Consider the following 17,722-nt stretch of genomic DNA (forward strand, 5'->3'; position numbering starts at 1 on the left):
CTGCTGTTGCGGTCAGTCGAGCAAGCTCGACTCTACCTGTGCCATGGACGCCATTGCGTAACCGCACCTGGAGCCTTATCTCATGAAATCCACCCTCTGCCTGTTGCTTGCCAGCCTGATGACCACCACCGCTACCGCTGCCACTCCGCCCGTTCCGCCGGATGCCGCCAAGCATCCGCACGTGGTCAAGGCGCCGTTCGGCGCGACCCGCAACGACGACTATTACTGGCTGCGCGACGACAAGCGCGAAAACAAGGACATGCTGGCCTACCTGCAGGCCGAGAATGCCTACGCCGACCAGCTGCTGGCACCGCTGAAGCCGCTGGAAGACACCCTGTACAAGGAGATCGTCGGCCGCATCAAGCAGGACGATTCCAGCGTACCGGCGCGCGAGCGCGGCTACTGGTACTACAGCCGCTACGAGACCGGCCAGGACTATCCCATCCACGCCCGCCGCAAGGGCGGCATGGACGCGGCCGAGGAAATCCTGCTGGACGTCAACGCGATGGCGGCCGGCAAGGGCTACTTCAGCGTCGGCTCGATGGAAGTGAGCCAGGACAACCAGCTGCTGGCCTGGGCCGACGATGACGTCGGCCGCCGCCAGTACACGATCCGCTTCAAGGACCTGCGCACCGGCCAGGTGCTGCCCGACGTGATCACCGGCAGCTCCGGCGATCTGGTCTGGGCCGACGACAACCGCACCGTGCTGTACGTCGAGAACGATCCGGAAACCCTGCTGACCGTGCGCGTCAAGAAGCACGTGCTGGGCACCCCGGCCAGCGCCGACAGCGTTGTCTACGAAGAGAAGGACGACAGCTTCTACATGGGCATCGGCCGCACCCGCGACGATCGCTTCATCACCATCGGTGTGCACAGCACCGTGTCCTCGGAAGAGCGCTACGCGCCGGCCAGCGACCCGACCACCTTCACCGTGCTGGCGCCACGCCAGCGCGACGTCGAGTACGACGCCGATCACTACGACGGCCGCTGGGTGATCCGCACCAACGATGGCGCGAAGAATTTCAAGCTGGTCACCGCGCCGACCGACGCCACCTCGCGCGCGCAGTGGAAGGATTGGATCGCGCATGACGATGCGGTGTTCATCGAAGGCTTCGAGCTGTTCGACAGCTACACCGCCATCGCAGAACGTTCCGAAGGCCTGGAGCGCATCCGCCTGCTGTTCAAGGACGGCCGCAGCGATTACGTGAGGGCCGACGAGCCGGCGTATTCGATGGGCCTGGGCGACAACACCGAGGCCGATACGCCGTGGCTGCGCTACGTCTACACCTCGATGACCACCCCGACCACCGTGTTCGAGCTGAACACCGCTACCGGCGAGCGCCGCCAGCTGAAGGTGCAGCCGGTGATCGGCTATGACGCCTCGAAGTATGAAACCGATCGCGTCTGGATCACCGCGCGCGATGGCGTGAAGGTGCCGGTGTCGCTGGTCTACCGCAAGGGCTACCAGAAGGACGGCAGGGGCGCGTTGTTCCAGTACGCCTATGGCAGCTACGGCATGTCGATGGACCCGTACTTCAACCAGACCGCGGTGAGCCTGCTCGATCGTGGCGTGGTGTATGCCATCGCCCACATCCGCGGTGGCCAGGAAATGGGCCGCGACTGGTACGAGAACGGCAAGCTGCTGCACAAGCAGAACACCTTCAACGACTTCATCGACGTCACCCGGGGCCTGGTGGCGCAGGGCTGGGCGGCGAAGGATCGCGTCGCCGCCTCCGGTGGCAGCGCCGGTGGCCTGCTGATGGGCGCGGTGGCCAACCAGGCGCCGCAGGATTACCGGGTGATGGTGGCGCAGGTGCCGTTCGTCGACGTGGTCACCACCATGCTCGACCCGACCATCCCGCTGACCACCAACGAGTACGACGAGTGGGGCAATCCGGAACAGAAGCCGTACTACGACTACATGCTGTCCTACTCGCCGTACGACAACGTGAAGAAGCAAGCCTATCCGGCGCTGTTCGTCGGTACCGGCCTGTGGGACTCACAGGTGCAGTACTGGGAGCCGGCCAAGTGGGTGGCCAAGCTGCGTGACGACAACGCCGGCCATTACCCGATCCTGTTCCGCACCAACATGGAAGCCGGCCACGGTGGCAAGTCGGGGCGCTTCCAGCGCTACCGCGAGCTGTCCGAGTCGTATGCGTTCGTGCTGCAGCAGCTGGGCATCGTCCAGCCGTGATCGCAACGGGGTGCCGGGCGTTGCCTGGCACCCTGAACCGGTATCCTTCGGCCATGAGCGCGCCTGATCCTTCCGCCCCCCGCGACGTCCCCACGCCACCGCGCGTGGTGCGTTTCCGCTGGGCGTGGTGGCTGCTGGCCTACGTCAGCCTGGGAACCGGCATCGTCGGCATCTTCGTGCCGGGGCTGCCGACCACCGTATTCATCCTGATCTCGGCCTGGGCCGCCTCGCGCGGTTCCGAACGCCTGCACACGTGGCTGATTCAGCATCCGCGCTTCGGCCCGGCCATCGCCAACTGGCAGGCGCATGGTGCGGTCAGCCGCTACGGCAAGTGGATGGCCACGATCACCATGGCGGTGTGTGCCGCCATCATGCTGTGGTGCGTGCCGATCGCCTGGGTGAAGTGGTTCTCGATCGGCAGCATGACCGTGGTGGCGATCTGGCTGTGGACGCGGCCGTTGCCGCCGCCGGAGCGGTAGTGCCGGCCGCTGGCCGGCAACGCGTTCCCCTGCACCAACCGCTCAGCCGCCAATGGCTATACTCGGGGCATGAAGATCCCCCATCGAAACGTCATCCTGATTCCGCTGGCAGCGGCCTCGCTGCTGTTCCTTGCCGCCTGCGGCAACAAGGGCCCGCTGGTACTGCCGCAGAAGCCGGTGCCGGTGGAAGAAGCCGTCGAGCCGGCTGCCGAACCCGCCACCGAGGCGACCCCGGCGCAGACCGAGGGCAGCGGTACTCCGGCCACGACCGCGGACCCGGCCGCACCGACCACCCCGCCGGCGCCCGCGCCCGCGAAGAAGGCGGGCGGCGGGAATGGGTAAGGCCGGTTCCAGCGCCCTGCGCTTCAGCAAGATGCATGGCGCGGGCAATGATTTCGTAGTGATCGACCTGCGTGACGGCACCGCGCCGCCCACGCCCGAGCTGGCCGCGCGCCTGGCGGATCGCCATACTGGCGTGGGCTGTGATCAGATCCTGACCATCGAAGCGCCGCGTGCGGACGGTTCGGTGGCCTCGTACCGGATCTGGAATGCCGACGGTTCCAACTCCGAGCAGTGCGGCAACGGCGCGCGCTGCATTGCCGCGTGGCTGGTGCGCGAGGGCAGTGCGCAGGGCGATGCGTTCGTCATCGACAGCCCGCTGGCCAGCCATGAAGTGAAGGTGCTGGGCGATGGCCAGTTCGCGGTGACCATGGGCGTGCCGGCATTCGAGCCGGCCAACGTGCCGCTGGTGGGTTTTGCCCACCCGCGCGAGGAATACCTGCTGCCGCTGCAGGGCGAGAGCGTTCGGTTCGCCGCGGTGTCGATGGGTAACCCGCATGCGGTGATCGAAGTGGGCCTGATCGACGCGGCGCCGGTCGAGCGCGTCGGTGCCCTGCTGCAACAGCACGCGTCGTTCCCGCGCTCGGTGAACGTGGGTTTTGCCCAGGTGATGGGCCCGGACCATGCGCGCCTGCGCGTGTTCGAGCGTGGCGTCGGCGAAACCCTGGCCTGCGGCAGTGGCGCCTGTGCCGCCGCCGTCACCCTGATGCAGCGCGGCCGCCTGCAGCACGATGCCCGCATCAGCCTGCCTGGGGGCGACCTGCGCATCCAGTGGCCGGGCGACGGCCAGCCGGTGGTGATGGCGGGCCCGACCGCATTCGTCTTCGAAGGGGAGTGGATCGCATGACCGAAACCGTCGACAAGCTCGGGGCCCATGAAGTCGCTGCCTGGTTGCGGCGGCATCCGGGCTTCCTCAAGCAGTTCCCGGACCTGGCCCTGACCCTGGTGGTGCCGCGTGACGACGGCCCGACCGCGTCGCTGGCCAGCTACCAGCTGGAAGTGCTGCGCGAGAAGAACCGCGAGCTGGCACGACGGTTGGCCGACCTGGGCGCGACCGCCCAGGTCAATGAACGCCTGGCGGTGCGCACGCACCAGCTGACCCTGGCGCTGATGAAGCAGGACAACGCCGCAGACACCCTGCGCGCGATGGCCGCTTCATTGCAGGAAGACTTCGCCGGCGATCTGGTGCGGCTGGTGGTGCACACGCCGGTGGCCGGACTGGAACAGGCCGACTGGCTGCAGGTGATCGCCGCCGATGATCCGCAGCTGGGTCCGTTCCGCGATTGCCTGAAGGATGGCGAGCCGATCTGCGGCCGCCTGCAGCCGGAAAAGAATGCCGTGCTGTATGGCGTGCGCAGTGAGGAAGTGCAGACCACCGCACTGCTGCCGCTGCCCGGTGTGGGCCTGATCGCGGTCGGCAGCCATGACCCGAACCGCTTCTACCCGGGCATGGGCACGTTGTTCCTGCGCATGATGGGCGACGCCCTGGTCACCGGCCTGAAGCGCTTCGCGGGCTGAGCAGGGTACGACGACGATGAGCGCGGTACAGGCCTTCCTGCAGCACCTGCAGGTGGAGCGGCGGATGTCGGCGCACACGCTCGACGCCTACCGCCGCGACCTGGACGCGCTGTCGGCATGGGCCGAGCCCCGCGGCATGGCCGTGGAAGCGCTCGATGTCGAAACGTTGCGCCAGTTCGTCGCCGATGAGCATCGCCGTGGGCTGTCGGCCAAGAGCCTGCAGCGCCGCTTGTCCGCCTGCCGCAGCTTCTATGCGTGGCTGCTGAAGCACGGCCGCATCGAGGTCAGCCCGGCGGCGACGCTGAAAGCGCCGCGTGCACCGCGGCGGTTGCCGCAGGTGCTCGATGCCGACGAAGCGGTGCAGCTGGTCGAACTGGAACCGGAAGGTGAACTCGGCCGCCGCGATCGCGCGCTGCTGGAGCTGTTCTATTCCTCGGGCCTGCGCCTGAGCGAAGTCTGCGCGCTGACCTGGCGCGACCTGGACTTCGCCAGCGGCCTGGTCAACGTGATGGGCAAGGGCAATCGCCAGCGCCGGGTACCGTTCGGGCGGCCGGCACGCGAAGCACTGCAGGCGTGGCGTGCGGAAAGCGGGGGCGGCCCGGCCTCGCCGGTGTTTCCCGGCCGCAACGGGCCGATCAGCCAACGCGCGGTGCAGATCCGCATCCGCCAGCTGGCGCAGCGCCAGGGCCTGTTCAAGCACGTGCACCCGCACATGCTGCGGCACAGTTTCGCCAGCCACATCCTGGAATCCTCCGGTGACCTGCGTGGCGTGCAGGAACTGCTCGGCCACGCCGATATCGCCACCACCCAGATCTATACCCACCTCGATTTCCAGCACCTGGCCAAGGTCTACGACGCCGCGCATCCACGCGCCAAGCGCCGCAGCAAGGGCGACAAGGCTGAATAGCCGGCCCTTGATCTGGATCAGGGCAGGTCTGATGCAAACGGCGCATCGTGGCCGCAGGCCACGAGGACACCGCCGCCATGGCGAAGCCCATACCGTTGCATCCCAAACACCCGGAGCGCATCTGCTGGGGCTGCGACCGCTACTGCGCGGCCAATGCGCTGGCCTGCGGCAATGGCTCCGGCCGCACCCAGCATCCGATCGAGACGCAGGGTGAAGACTGGTACATCGCCTGGGGCATCGAACCCAATCCGGACCGGCCGTCGCACGCCAAGCGCTGAACGGCAGCCATCCACGCAGGCTTGATCGCACCCGGCGCTGTCCCCATGTCCCGTGAACAGCTATCGGAGGCCGCATGGACCCCAGTCAGAACCCCAACGTTTTCCACGCCACCACCATCGTCTGCGTACGTCGCGGCGAGCACGTGGCCATTGCCGGCGACGGCCAGGTCACGCTGGGCCACACCGTGATGAAGGGCAATGCGCGCAAGGTGCGCCGCCTGGGCCGCGACGGCCAGGTGCTGGCCGGCTTCGCCGGTGCCGCCGCCGATGCCTTCACCCTGTTCGAGCTGTTCGAGGCCAAGCTGGAAAAGCACGGCCAGCTGCAGCGCGCGGCGGTCGAGCTGGCCAAGGATTGGCGCACCGAGCGCCGCCTGGGCAAGCTGGAGGCCCTGCTGGCGGTGGCCGACAAGGAAACCTCGCTGATCATCAGCGGCACCGGCGATGTGATCGAGCCGGAGGACGGCATCATCGCCATCGGTTCCGGTGGCTCCTATGCATTGTCGGCTGCCCGCGCGCTGATGGCGCATACCGAACTGGATGCACGCACCATTGCCAGCGAGGCGATCGGCATCGCCGGCGACATCTGCATCTACACCAACCGCAACGTGGTGGTCGAGGAGCTCTGAGGGTCGTGCCGGCCGCTGGCCGGCACGACCGACAACGAATCCGTGAGCACATCCATGTCGAAGATCGAAGTTTCCTCCGCCACCATGACCCCGCGCGAGATCGTGCAGGAACTGGACCGGCACATCGTCGGCCAGCACGACGCCAAGCGCGCGGTGGCCATCGCCCTGCGCAACCGCTGGCGCCGCATGCAGCTGGTGCCCGAGCTGCGCAATGAAGTGATGCCGAAGAACATCCTGATGATCGGCCCGACCGGCGTCGGCAAGACCGAGATCGCGCGCCGCCTGGCCACGCTGGCCAACGCGCCGTTCGTCAAGGTCGAAGCGACCCGCTTCACCGAAGTGGGCTACGTCGGCAAGGACGTCGAGCAGATCATCCGTGACCTGGCCGATACTGCAGTGAAGCTGTACCGCGAGCAGGCCAAGGTGCGCGTGCGTACGCAGGCCGAAGAACGCGCCGAAGACCGCATCCTCGATGCGCTGTTGCCGCGCCGCAGTGGTGGCATCGGTTTCGATCCGGAAGTGGCCCGCAACGAGCCGTCGGCGCAGGACAACGAGACCCGCATCAAGTTCCGCAAGATGCTGCGCAATGGCGAACTGGACGAACGCGAGATCGAACTCGACCTGGCCGCCAATGTCAGCATGGACATCATGACCCCGCCGGGCATGGAGGAAATGGGCCAGCAGCTGAAGTCGATGTTCGCCAACCTCGGTGGCGGTGCCAAGGCGCACAAGCGCACGCTGACCATCAAGGCCGCGCGCCCGCTGCTGATCGAGGAAGAAGCCGGCAAGCTGGTCAACGAGGACGACATCCGCACCGCGGCGATCGAAGCCTGCGAACAGCACGGCATCGTCTTCATCGACGAGATCGACAAGGTCGCCAAGCGTGGCGATAACGTGGGCGGCGGCGATGTGTCGCGCGAAGGCGTGCAGCGTGACCTGCTGCCGCTGGTGGAAGGCTCCAACGTGTCCACCAAGTACGGCACGATCAAGACCGACCACATCCTGTTCATCGCGTCGGGCGCGTTCCACCTGGCCAAGCCCAGCGATCTGATTCCGGAGCTGCAGGGCCGATTCCCGATCCGCGTGGAGCTGGGCGCGCTGAGCAAGAACGATTTCGTGCGCATCCTGACCGAGCCGAAGGCCGCGCTGACCAAGCAGTACGAAGCGCTGCTGGCCACCGAGGGCGTCAAGGTCAGCTTCACCGCCGATGCCATCGAGCGCCTGGCCGAGATCGCCTTCCAGGTGAACGAGCGCCAGGAAAACATCGGTGCTCGCCGCCTGCATACCGTGCTGGAGCGCCTGCTGGATTCGCTCAGCTACGAGGCACCGGATCGCGACGGCGAGACGCTGGCCATCGACAGTGCCTACGTCGATGCCCACCTGGGCGAGCTGGTGCAGGACCCGGACCTGAGCCGCTACATCCTGTAACGCACAAGGCCGCCGAAAGGCGGCCTTTTTTTGGCGCGAAGGGCATCCACGCATGGCGTGGATTCACTGTCTGGCGCGGTAGGCCTGCAGTACCTGGTCGATCACCGCGTTGGTGCGGGCGGCACTGAGGCCGGTCGAGGGCGAGCGCCCGTGGCCGCGCAGTTCGTCCACGAGGGTGGCAATCAACGGCTGCTGGATCGACGGCGGGTTCGGGATCTCGAACGCCTGCATGCCCGCGTCGGTTTCCAGCAGCACCGGGACGTCCTCGAAGGTGGCAAAACGCAGCTGCCCACGGTCGCCAGTGATTTCGATCTCATCCTGGCGCCGGAATGCGCAGAAACTCCACTGCGCGATGCCGTGCGCACCGGTTCCGGTGCGAAAGCACATCGAGACGCTGTCCTCGGCGGCATACGCGCCTGCCTGAGAACTGGCCAGGCCGCTGACATCGCTCAGCGGGCCCAGCAGATGGTCGAGCAGGTCCAGGGTGTGCGAGCCGAGATCGACGAACAGGCCGCCGCCGGAGATCGCGGGGTTGGTCCGCCAGAAGTCCGGCGATGTGGCATGCGCCGAGTGTGGCCGATGCAGGGTCGCGCGCACGCTGCGCGGCGTACCGATCGCGCCGCTGTCCAGCAACTGCTTGACCTTCGCGAAGCGGGGCAGGGCGCGGCGGTAATAGGCAACGAACACCGGCCAGTTCCTGCATGAAGGGCAGGTGCACGCGCTCGACGATCGCGGTCAGCACCTCGCTCTTGTTCTTGAAGTGCCAGTACACCGCGCCACGGGTATAGCCAGCGCGGGCGCCGATCATCTCCAGCGTGGTACGGGCCACGCCGTGTTCATGGAAGCAGGCTTCGGCGGCGTCAAGGATGCCTTCCCGGGTTGCCTGGGTGTCCTCTTTGGTCTTGCGGGCCATGGGTGTGGGTACGAGTGCGGGTGAAACGTGGCTGAATTGTACCGGTTTACAAACAAACACGCATGTATGTATATTTCGCACCCATCATTCCCGCCGTGTGCGTGGCAGGCCCGTTCTGGCTACCACTCACCGCCGGTATGCGTTGTCTGCTGGCGCTTTTGGCCCGTATCAGCGTTTTTTGAGATTCCTTCCCCTAAGCGCCTTTCCGTCATGTTGCTGAGCCGAATCCGACCCTTCGCGCTGTCGCTGGCCATCGCCGCGACCGTGGCTGCCTGTGGCGGCCAACCCCAGGCCCCCGAACAGGGCCCGGGTGACGTCACCGTGGTCACGCTGAAGTCCGAGACCGTGGGCCTGACCCGCGAACTGCCCGGCCGTACCAATGCCTTCCTGGTGGCCGAAGTGCGCCCGCAGGTCAATGGCATCGTTGCCAAGCGCCTGTTCACCGAGGGCGGCATGGTCAAGGTCGGTGAGCCGCTGTACCAGCTCGATGACGCCAGCTACCGCGCCCAGGCCAACAACGCCCGCGCCCAGCTGGCCCGCGCCGAAGCCACCGCCAACGCCGCCCGGCTGAGCGCCAAGCGCATCACCGAGCTGGCCAAGGTCGACGCGGTCAGCCAGCAGGACCTGGAAAACGCCGTGGCCGCGCAGAAGCAGGCCGAGGCCGATGTCGGTGCCGCCAAGGCCTCGCTGGACGCGGCCAACGTCACCCTCGGCTATGCCCGCATCACCGCGCCGATCAGTGGCCGCATCGGCAAGTCCAGCGTCACCCAGGGTGCGCTGGTCAGCGCCGGCCAGGCCAACGCGCTGGCCACCGTGCAGCAGCTGGACCCGATCTATGTGGACCTGACCCAGTCCTCGGCCGAGCTGCTGCAGCTGCGTCGCGAACTGGCCGCCGGCCGCCTGCAGGACAACCAGACCCTGCCGGTCAGCATCCTGATGGAAGACGGCAGCACTTTCGAGCACAAGGGCACGCTGGAGTTTTCCGAAGTCAGCGTCGATCCGGCCACCGGCAGCTTCGGCCTGCGCGTGAAGGTGGACAACCCCGACGGCCTGCTGATGCCGGGCATGTACGTGCGTGCGGTGATCGGCGGCGGCGTGCGCAGCGATGCGGTGCTGGTGCCGATGCAGGGCATCGCCCGTGATCCGAAGGGCGACACCACGGCGATGGTGGTCGACAAGGACAACAAGGTCGAAGTGCGCCCGGTCAAGGTCAGCCGCACGGTCGGCGACAAGTGGCTGGTCGATGACGGCCTGAAGGCCGGCGACAAGGTCATTGTCGAAGGCCTGCAGAAGATCGGCCCCGGCATGCCGGTCAAGGCCACCGAGAAGGGCGCTGCACCGGCCAAGCCGGCGGCAGCCGCCCAGCCTGCCGCCCCGGCCGGCGACGCGAAGTAAGCGGAGAACCCCATGGCACGCTTTTTCATCGATCGACCCATCTTCGCGTGGGTGATCGCCATCATCATCATGCTCGCCGGCGGCCTGGCCCTGTTCAAGCTGCCGGTCTCGATGTACCCCAACGTCGCACCGCCGGCGGTGGAAATCAGCGCCACCTATCCGGGTGCATCGGCCAAGGTGGTCGAGGACTCGGTGACGCAGATCATCGAGCAGAACATGAAGGGCCTTGATGGCCTGATCTACTTCTCCTCCAACAGCTCGTCCAACGGCCAGGCCACCATCACTCTGACCTTCGAGAGCGGCACCAACCCGGACATCGCCCAGGTGCAGGTGCAGAACAAGCTGCAGCTGGCCATGCCGCTGCTGCCGCAGGAAGTACAGCGGCAGGGCATCAACGTGGCCAAGTCGAGCTCGGGCTTCCTGAACGTCATCGCGTTCGTGTCCGAGAACGGCAGCATGGACGCCAACGACATCGCCGACTACGTCGGTTCCAACGTCGTCGACCGTCTGAGCCGCGTGCCGGGCGTGGGCAACATCCAGGTGTTCGGTGGCAAGTACGCCATGCGCATCTGGCTGGACCCGAACAAGCTGCACACCTACGGCCTGTCGGTTGCCGAAGTGACGGCAGCGGTGAAGGCGCAGAACGCCCAGGTGGCCATCGGCCAGCTTGGCGGTGCGCCGTCGGTCAAGGGCCAGCAGCTCAACGCCACCATCAACGCGCAGTCGCGCCTGCAGACCCCGGAACAGTTCCGCAACATCATCGTGCGCGGTGCGCAGGACGGTGCCGAACTGCGCCTGGGTGATGTCGCCCGCGTCGAACTGGGTGCCGAGTCCTACGACTTCGTCACCCGCTACAACGGCCAGCCGGCCAGCGGCCTGGCGGTCACCCTGGCCACCGGCGCCAACGCGCTGGACACCGCGGCCGGTGTGGATGCCGCGCTGCAGGACATGAAGAGCTTCTTCCCGGCCGGGCTGAAGGCCGAGATCCCGTACGACACCACCCCGTTCGTGCGCGTGTCGATCAAGGGCGTGGTGCAGACCCTGATCGAAGCGATCGTGCTGGTGTTCGTGGTGATGTACCTGTTCCTGCAGAATTTCCGCGCCACCCTGATCCCGACCATCGCCGTGCCGGTGGTGCTGCTGGGTACCTTCGGCGTGCTGGCGATGCTGGGCTTCTCGGTGAACATGTTGACCATGTTCGCGATGGTGCTGGCGATCGGCCTGCTGGTGGACGATGCCATCGTGGTGGTGGAGAACGTCGAGCGCATCATGTCCGAGGAAGGACTGTCGCCGCTCGAAGCGACCCGCAAGTCGATGGGCCAGATCACCGGCGCGCTGGTGGGTATCGGCCTGGTGCTGTCGGCGGTGTTCGTGCCGATGGCCTTCATGAGCGGCTCCACCGGCGTTATCTACCGCCAGTTCTCGGCCACGATCGTCTCGGCGATGGCGTTGTCGGTGCTGGTGGCGATCGTGCTGACCCCGGCGCTGTGCGCGACCATGCTCAAGCCGCTGAAGAAGGGCGAGCACCACGTCGCGCACAAGGGCTGGTCCGGTCGATTCTTCAACGGTTTCAACCGTGGTTTCGACCGCACCAGCGAAAGCTACCAGCGTGGCGTGCGCGGCATCATCCACCGTCCGTGGCGTTTCATGGGCATCGTGGCGGCGCTGTTCGTGCTGATGGGCGTGCTGTTCGTGCGCCTGCCCAGCTCGTTCCTGCCCAACGAAGACCAGGGCGTGCTGATGGCGCTGGTGCAGGCGCCGGTCGGTGCCACCCAGGAACGCACGCTGGAATCGATCACGGCACTGGAAAACCACTTCCTGCAGAACGAGAAGGATGCGGTGGAATCGGTGTTCTCGGTGCAGGGCTTCAGCTTCGCCGGCATGGGACAGAACGCGGGCATGGCCTTCGTCAAGCTGAAGGACTGGAGCGAGCGTGACGCCGACAACGGCGTGATGCCGATCACCGGGCGCGCGATGGCGGCACTGGGCCAGATCAAGGATGCCTTCATCTTCGCCTTCCCGCCGCCGGCCATTCCGGAACTGGGTACCGCCTCGGGCTACACCTTCTTCCTGAAGGACAACAGTGGCCAGGGCCACGAGGCCCTGGTGGCCGCGCGCAACCAGCTGCTGGGACTCGCCGCAGGCAGCAAGAAGCTGGCCAACGTGCGCCCGAACGGCCAGGAAGACACGCCGCAGTTCCGCATCGACATCGATGCGGCCAAGGCGACCTCGCTGGGGCTGTCGATCGACCAGATCAACGGCACGCTGGCCGCGGCGTGGGGCAGTTCGTACATCGATGACTTCGTCGATCGCGGCCGCGTCAAGCGCGTGTTCGTGCAGGCCGACCAGCCGTTCCGCATGGTGCCGGAGGACTTCGACCTCTGGTCGGTGAAGAACGACAAGGGCGAGATGGTGCCGTTCAGCGCGTTCGCCAGCAAGCACTGGGACTACGGTTCGCCGCGCCTGGAGCGCTACAACGGTGTGTCGGCGATGGAAATCCAGGGCGAACCGGCCCCAGGCGTCGCCTCCGGTGATGCCATGGCCGAGATCGAACAGCTGGCCAAGCAGCTGCCGGCGGGCTTCGGCATCGAATGGACGGCGATGTCCTACCAGGAACGCCAGGCGGGCTCGCAGACGCCGCTGCTGTACACGCTGTCGCTGATGATCGTGTTCCTGTGCCTGGCCGCGATGTATGAAAGCTGGAGCGTGCCGACCGCCGTGCTGCTGGCCGCCCCGCTGGGCATCCTCGGCGCGGTGCTGGCCAACACCTTCAAGGGCCTGGAACGCGACATCTACTTCCAGGTGGCGATGCTGACCACGGTGGGCCTGACCAGCAAGAACGCGATCCTGATCGTCGAGTTCGCCAAGGAAAACCTGGAGAAGGGCGCCAGCCTGATCGAGTCGATCATGCACGCCGTGCGCGACCGCCTGCGCCCGATCGTGATGACCTCGCTGGCCTTCGGCATGGGCGTGGTACCGCTGGCGATCTCCACCGGTGCCGGCTCCGGCGCCAAGCAGGCGATCGGCACCGGCGTGCTCGGCGGCATGATCGTCGGCACCGTGCTCGGCGTGTTCTTCGTGCCGCTGTTCTTCGTCGTGGTGCAGCGCGTGTTCAAGCGCAAATCCTCCACGTAAGCGAAACGGTCATGCCGGCCACTGGCCGGCATGACCTCCTGCCATCCGGCAGTACCGATGGAAGTCATCCCATGAAAAGTGCATCCCTGTTCCTTTCCATTGCCGCCGCGCTTGCGCTGGCCGGCTGCTCCACCCTGGTGCCGAAGGACACCGCCGTCGCGCCGGCCATTCCGGCGCAGTGGCCGGCCGAGGCCACGCAGGGCCAGGTGGCCGATGTTGCCGCCGTCGGCTGGCGCGACTTCTTCACCGACGCGCGCCTGCAGCAGGTGATCGACCAGTCGCTGCAGAACAACCGCGACCTGCGCGTGGCCGTGCTCAACGTGGAACGCGCACGCGGCCAGTACCGCGTGCAGCGCGCCGACCGCGTACCCGGCGTGGCCGTCACCGGCCAGATGCAGCGCCAGGGCACCGACGCCGGCGTCACCGAACAGTTCACCGCGGGCGTGGGCGTGGCCGAGTTCGAGCTCGACCTGTTCGGCCGCGTGCGCAACCTCAGCGAGGCGGCGCTGCAGCAGTACTTCGCTGTGGCGGCCAATCGCCGCAATGCGCAGCTGAGCCTGGTGGCCGAGACCGCCACGGCGTGGCTGACCTATGGTGCCGACGCACAGCGGCTGAAGATCGCCGATGCCACGCTGAAGACCTACGAGGATTCGCTGCGCCTGGCCGAAGCCCGCCATGAGCGCGGCGGCAGTTCGGCACTGGAACTGACCCAGACCCGCACGCTGGTGGAAACCGCGCGCACCGATGCCGCACGCCTGCGTGGGCAGCTGGCCCAGGACCGCAACGCGCTGGCACTGCTGGCCGGTGGTCAGCTGGATGCATCACTGCTGCCGGACAGCATCGAACCGCAGCTGCTGGCGCTGGCACCGCCGCCGGCTGGCCTGCCCAGCGACGTGCTGCTGCAGCGCCCGGACATCATGGCCGCCGAACACCAGCTGCTGGCTGCCAACGCCAACATCGGCGCGGCACGTGCGGCGTTCTTCCCGAGCATCTCGCTGACCGGCAGCATCGGCAGTGGTTCGAGCGAACTGTCCAACCTGTTCGACAGCGGCACCCGCGTGTGGAGCTTCCTGCCGAAGATCACCCTGCCGATCTTCCAGGGCGGCAAGCTGCGCGCCAACCTGGCCATCGCCAATGCGGACCGCGATATCGCGCTGGCGCAGTACGAGAAATCGATCCAGGTCGGCTTCCGCGAAACCGCCGACGCGCTGGCGCTGAATGTCAGCCTGGATGAGCAGGTGAGTGCACAGCAGCGCCTGGTGGATGCGGCCGAACAGGCCAACCGCCTGTCACAGGCGCGCTACGACGCCGGCCTGGACAGCTTCGTCACCCTGCTCGATGCACGGCGTACCGCCTACAACGCGCAGCAGACGCAGCTGCAGGCGCAGCTGGCCCAGCAGGCCAACCGCATCACGTTGTACAAGGTGCTGGGCGGCGGCTGGCACGAGCGCGGATAAGCAGCGCTTCTGGTAGGTGCCAACCTTGGTTGGCACGAATGCGTCAGCGCAGGCGGCTGGCCCTGTGCCAACCAAGGTTGGCACCTACCTCGATCATCGGTGGTAGTGCCGGCCGCTGGCCGGCATTGTCATTCCAGGGCCTGCTACACCGCCTCATCGTCGCGGCGGGTGGCATGGCAGGCACGCACCCGTGCCAGCGCGTCGCCGGCTTCGCGCGCCATGCGCTCGTACTCGCGGCGGATCTCTTCCAGTCGCTCTTCGTCCAGCTCTTCCAGGTCGAGCAGCTCGTTGTTGGCCTCGGCCGTCGCGCGGATCAGCTCGTCGAGCTTGATCTGCATCGCCGCGGTGTCCGAGTTCTGCGTGTGCTGGATCAGGAACACCATCAGGAAGGTGATGATGGTGGTACCGGTGTTGATCACCAGCTGCCAGGTGTCGTTGAAACCGAACAGCGGGCCACTGATGCCCCAGATCACCACGATCGCGACCGCAGCCAGGAAGGTCCACGGCGAACCGGTGGCGGCCGCGGCCTTCTTGGCGATCGTATTGAAGAGGTTTCTTGCTTTCATCGTCGTCGTCCCACTCAGGTGACGAAGATGATCGGCAGTGCCTTGTGCAGGGGCCGTGCAGCTCAGGCGCGCAGGCGCGGAGCGTCCTGCAGGCGCACCCGGCTGGTCTGGTAGACGTGCTGCCAGCAGCGGTCGACGAACTCGCGGGCCTGGGCTTCACTCAGGCGCGGCATGATCTGCAGGGCGTACTGGGTCTGGAACATCTCGTCGCGCTGCGCATTGCTGGCGCGCGGCTGGGTGATCAGCGAATCGCAGGCGAACTTGATCCACGGTACGTACGAGCCGAACGAATTGTGCGGCAGTGCGCCGTCGGCATGCTGGCGGCGCCAGTGGTCAAGCTCGGCGTCTACGTTGATGACCGGGGGAATGGTGGGAACTTCAGCGTGCATGTCGATCCAATCGGTTGAAGTGGATGGGAGTGGGGGTTCATCGCAGTGTGGCCTGAGCGGCAGTGGATGCCGCGTCAGGGAGATGTGCAGCCAGCGTTGCGATTGCCGATCAGTTGCGCATGCTCGACCGCGCCCATTTCTTCGGCCATGTCGGCCATTGCGTTGCACAGGCGCTCGTGGTCGAGCGGACGGCCTTGTACCAGTTCCAGCTGCAGGCCCTGGTAGGCCGTCCAGAACAGGGCGCCACGCTGATGCAGCGCGAACTGCTGCTGCAGGCGCGTGCGGATGGCGGCGAGGATCGGGTCGGGCGTGGGGCGTACGGCGTGCGCGCACATGGCTGGCTCCGCCGGGGAAGGAAGTCCCGGTAACCCCACCCTAGGCGCCCTGCGCGGGTGGGGTGTTACCGCAGCGTGTGCAGGCAGTCCAGCTGACTGTGCACGGGTTCACAGCAATCGCCGCAAACGCTGCCGGCACTAGGGCGTGCCAGCGCTGAAGCGTTCATTAAGCAGGTTCAACAGTACGCTGCGCAGTGCTCATTCGCCGATGTCTTCGTTCCAGATCTCCGGATGCTGCGCAATGAAGCCGCCGAGCAGATCGACGCATTCCTGGCTGTCGAGATCGATCACGTTGACGCCGTTTTCGCGCAGCCAGTCGATGCCGCCCTGGAAGGTACGCGATTCGCCCACCACCACCGTGCCGATGTTGAACTGGCGCACCAGCCCCGAGCAGTACCAGCACGGGGCCAGGGTCGTGACCATGATGGTGTCCTGGTAGCGGCGCTGGCGGCCGGCCTTGCGGAACGCATCGGTCTCGCCGTGCACCGATGGGTCGCCTTCCTGCACGCGCCGGTTGTGGCCACAGCCGAGCAGGCGGCCGTCGTTGTGGTACAGCGCCGCGCCGATCGGCACGCCGCCTTCGGCCAGGCCCTGGCGGGCTTCGGCGATGGCGGTCTGCAGCAGGGCCTGGTAGTCGGGCGTGGTGATCATGCGGGGCTCCGGTAAGTCGTGGCCCGCCATGATACGGGCAGGGGGTGCCGCTGGCTCCCGGCGGTGCGATAATCGGGGCCATGAGCGAATCCCCCTACAAAGCCGGTACCACCCATTTCGGGTTCCGCGACGTCGCCGCCAAGGACAAGCAGAAGCTGGTCGGCCAGGTGTTCACGTCGGTCGCGCGCAACTACGACCTGATGAACGACCTGATGAGCCTGGGCGTGCACCGGGCGTGGAAGCGCTACTACGTGGCGACCGCGCAGGTGAAGCCGGGTGATCGCGTACTCGACCTGGCCGGTGGCACCGGCGACATCGCCGCCCTGCTGAAGGAGCGCGTGGGCGCCGAAGGCTCGGTGGTGCTGGGCGACATCAACGCCGGCATGCTGTCGGTCGGCCGTGACCGCCTGACCAACCGCGGCCTGGTGCTCGGCCTGGACTACGTGCAGTGCAACGCCGAGGCCCTGCCGTTCCCGGACAACAGCTTCGATCTGGTCACCATCGCCTTCGGCCTGCGCAACGTGACGGACAAGGACGCCGGCCTGCGCGAGATGTACCGCGTGCTGAAAGTGGGCGGCCAAGCCCGCGTGCTGGAGTTCTCCGAAGTCACCGCCGACTGGTTCAAGCCGATCTACGACTTCCATTCGTTCCGGATCCTGCCCAAGCTGGGCAAGCTGTTCGCCAACGATTCGGACAGCTACCAGTACCTGGCCGAGAGCATCCGCAAGCATCCGCCGCAGGACGAGCTGAAGGCGATGATGGGGCAGGCCGGTTTCGAGCGCTGCCACTACAAGAACCTGACCGGCGGCATCGTCTCGATCCATTCCGGCTACAAGCTGTAAGTCGTGCCTTGGTAGGTGCCAACCCTGGTTGGCACGCCCAGGCTGCGGTCATCCGCTCTGGTGGGTGCCGACCTTGGTCGGCACGGGCCTGCCGCGAGCGATGAAAAATCCGTGCCAACCAAGGTTGGCACCCACCTGTAGATGCCAACCTTGGTTGGCATGCGCCGGAGGCGCAGTTCCGGCCCCGCCCGCCATTACCCCGCACCGCGCAACGCCTGCGCGGCCGGAGGGAGGTACCATTGGGGTTTGATCCCCGTAACGGTCCCGATT

Annotated in this window: 17 protein-coding genes and 2 pseudogenes; 13 read left to right on the forward strand and 6 right to left on the reverse strand. The window is 66.7% G+C overall.

What is annotated here, in order from left to right; genetic code table 11:
* The first annotated feature begins 82 nt into the window (after positions 1 to 82).
* From QRO93_RS06000 to hslU, 9 genes are all read left to right on the forward strand, one after another.
* Positions 83 to 2,194 (forward strand): S9 family peptidase, encoded by a 2,112-nt coding sequence (locus tag QRO93_RS06000; RefSeq protein ID WP_180879372.1) that lies wholly within the window; start codon positions 83 to 85, stop codon positions 2,192 to 2,194.
* Positions 2,195 to 2,247: 53 nt separating this feature from the next.
* A complete protein-coding gene (locus QRO93_RS06005; RefSeq protein WP_053450840.1) occupies positions 2,248 to 2,673 on the forward strand; it encodes a YbaN family protein in 426 nt (141 codons plus the stop codon).
* 69 nt (positions 2,674 to 2,742) lie between these two features.
* On the forward strand, positions 2,743 to 3,015 hold the full coding sequence (locus QRO93_RS06010; protein WP_164086605.1) for an LPS translocon maturation chaperone LptM: 273 nt from the start codon (positions 2,743 to 2,745) through the stop codon (positions 3,013 to 3,015).
* Complete coding sequence (gene dapF / locus QRO93_RS06015) at positions 3,008 to 3,859, forward strand: diaminopimelate epimerase (RefSeq protein ID WP_164086606.1); 852 nt, start codon at positions 3,008 to 3,010, stop codon at positions 3,857 to 3,859. The genes QRO93_RS06010 and dapF overlap by 8 nt, the downstream gene beginning before the upstream one ends.
* Complete coding sequence (locus QRO93_RS06020) at positions 3,856 to 4,530, forward strand: DUF484 family protein (protein ID WP_053450837.1); 675 nt, start codon at positions 3,856 to 3,858, stop codon at positions 4,528 to 4,530. The genes dapF and QRO93_RS06020 overlap by 4 nt, the downstream gene beginning before the upstream one ends.
* A gap of 16 nt (positions 4,531 to 4,546) precedes the next feature.
* The gene (gene xerC / locus QRO93_RS06025) at positions 4,547 to 5,437 is read left to right on the forward strand and encodes a tyrosine recombinase XerC (RefSeq protein ID WP_180879374.1); all 891 of its coding nucleotides are present in this window, start codon (positions 4,547 to 4,549) and stop codon (positions 5,435 to 5,437) included.
* Between the two features lie 77 nt (positions 5,438 to 5,514).
* A complete protein-coding gene (locus QRO93_RS06030; RefSeq protein ID WP_164086608.1) occupies positions 5,515 to 5,715 on the forward strand; it encodes a DUF3079 domain-containing protein in 201 nt (66 codons plus the stop codon).
* Positions 5,716 to 5,789: 74 nt separating this feature from the next.
* Positions 5,790 to 6,341 (forward strand): ATP-dependent protease subunit HslV, encoded by a 552-nt coding sequence (gene hslV, locus QRO93_RS06035; protein WP_005411093.1) that lies wholly within the window; start codon positions 5,790 to 5,792, stop codon positions 6,339 to 6,341.
* 54 nt (positions 6,342 to 6,395) lie between these two features.
* Positions 6,396 to 7,769, forward strand: a complete 1,374-nt coding sequence (gene hslU / locus QRO93_RS06040) for an ATP-dependent protease ATPase subunit HslU (RefSeq protein ID WP_006471086.1) — start codon at positions 6,396 to 6,398, stop codon at positions 7,767 to 7,769.
* A gap of 63 nt (positions 7,770 to 7,832) precedes the next feature.
* On the opposite strand, the pseudogene QRO93_RS06045 reads toward hslU, so the two are convergent.
* Positions 7,833 to 8,468 (reverse strand): annotated as a pseudogene (locus tag QRO93_RS06045) (Gfo/Idh/MocA family protein); the annotation flags it as partial.
* Positions 8,401 to 8,682, reverse strand: a pseudogene (locus QRO93_RS06050) (TetR family transcriptional regulator); the annotation flags it as partial. The pseudogenes QRO93_RS06045 and QRO93_RS06050, both read right to left, overlap by 68 nt.
* A 210-nt stretch (positions 8,683 to 8,892) precedes the next feature.
* Between QRO93_RS06050 and smeD the strand changes: the two are divergent.
* The 3 genes from smeD to smeF all read left to right on the forward strand — a co-directional run bounded on the left by smeD (position 8,893) and on the right by smeF (position 14,669).
* Positions 8,893 to 10,077, forward strand: a complete 1,185-nt coding sequence (gene smeD, locus QRO93_RS06055) for a multidrug efflux RND transporter periplasmic adaptor subunit SmeD (protein WP_180879378.1) — start codon at positions 8,893 to 8,895, stop codon at positions 10,075 to 10,077.
* 12 nt (positions 10,078 to 10,089) lie between these two features.
* The gene (gene smeE / locus QRO93_RS06060) at positions 10,090 to 13,212 is read left to right on the forward strand and encodes a multidrug efflux RND transporter permease subunit SmeE (RefSeq protein ID WP_053450834.1); all 3,123 of its coding nucleotides are present in this window, start codon (positions 10,090 to 10,092) and stop codon (positions 13,210 to 13,212) included.
* Between the two features lie 71 nt (positions 13,213 to 13,283).
* Positions 13,284 to 14,669, forward strand: coding sequence for a multidrug efflux RND transporter outer membrane subunit SmeF (smeF, locus tag QRO93_RS06065; RefSeq protein WP_053450833.1), 1,386 nt, complete (start codon positions 13,284 to 13,286; stop codon positions 14,667 to 14,669).
* A gap of 143 nt (positions 14,670 to 14,812) precedes the next feature.
* On the opposite strand, the gene QRO93_RS06070 is transcribed toward smeF, so the two are convergent.
* The 4 genes from QRO93_RS06070 to QRO93_RS06085 all read right to left on the reverse strand — a co-directional run bounded on the left by QRO93_RS06070 (position 14,813) and on the right by QRO93_RS06085 (position 16,610).
* Positions 14,813 to 15,235, reverse strand: a complete 423-nt coding sequence (locus QRO93_RS06070) for a low affinity iron permease family protein (protein ID WP_008267004.1) — start codon at positions 15,233 to 15,235, stop codon at positions 14,813 to 14,815.
* Positions 15,236 to 15,297: 62 nt separating this feature from the next.
* Entirely contained in the window at positions 15,298 to 15,624 is a 327-nt protein-coding gene (locus QRO93_RS06075) for a hypothetical protein (protein ID WP_008266057.1), read from the reverse strand.
* 74 nt (positions 15,625 to 15,698) lie between these two features.
* Complete coding sequence (locus QRO93_RS06080; RefSeq protein WP_053450832.1) at positions 15,699 to 15,959, reverse strand: hypothetical protein; 261 nt, start codon at positions 15,957 to 15,959, stop codon at positions 15,699 to 15,701.
* A 198-nt stretch (positions 15,960 to 16,157) separates the two neighbouring features.
* Positions 16,158 to 16,610 carry a nucleoside deaminase gene (locus QRO93_RS06085; protein WP_005411083.1) on the reverse strand — a complete coding sequence of 151 codons (453 nt, stop codon included), beginning with the start codon at positions 16,608 to 16,610 and terminating at the stop codon, positions 16,158 to 16,160.
* A gap of 80 nt (positions 16,611 to 16,690) precedes the next feature.
* Between QRO93_RS06085 and ubiE the strand changes: the two genes are divergently transcribed.
* A complete protein-coding gene (gene ubiE / locus QRO93_RS06090; RefSeq protein ID WP_006471026.1) occupies positions 16,691 to 17,452 on the forward strand; it encodes a bifunctional demethylmenaquinone methyltransferase/2-methoxy-6-polyprenyl-1,4-benzoquinol methylase UbiE in 762 nt (253 codons plus the stop codon).
* Positions 17,453 to 17,722: the final 270 nt, after the last annotated feature.

Origin of the sequence: Stenotrophomonas maltophilia group sp. Smal17 (genome assembly GCF_030237045.1) — a bacterium.
GTDB classification, from domain to species: Bacteria; Pseudomonadota; Gammaproteobacteria; order Xanthomonadales; family Xanthomonadaceae; genus Stenotrophomonas; species Stenotrophomonas forensis.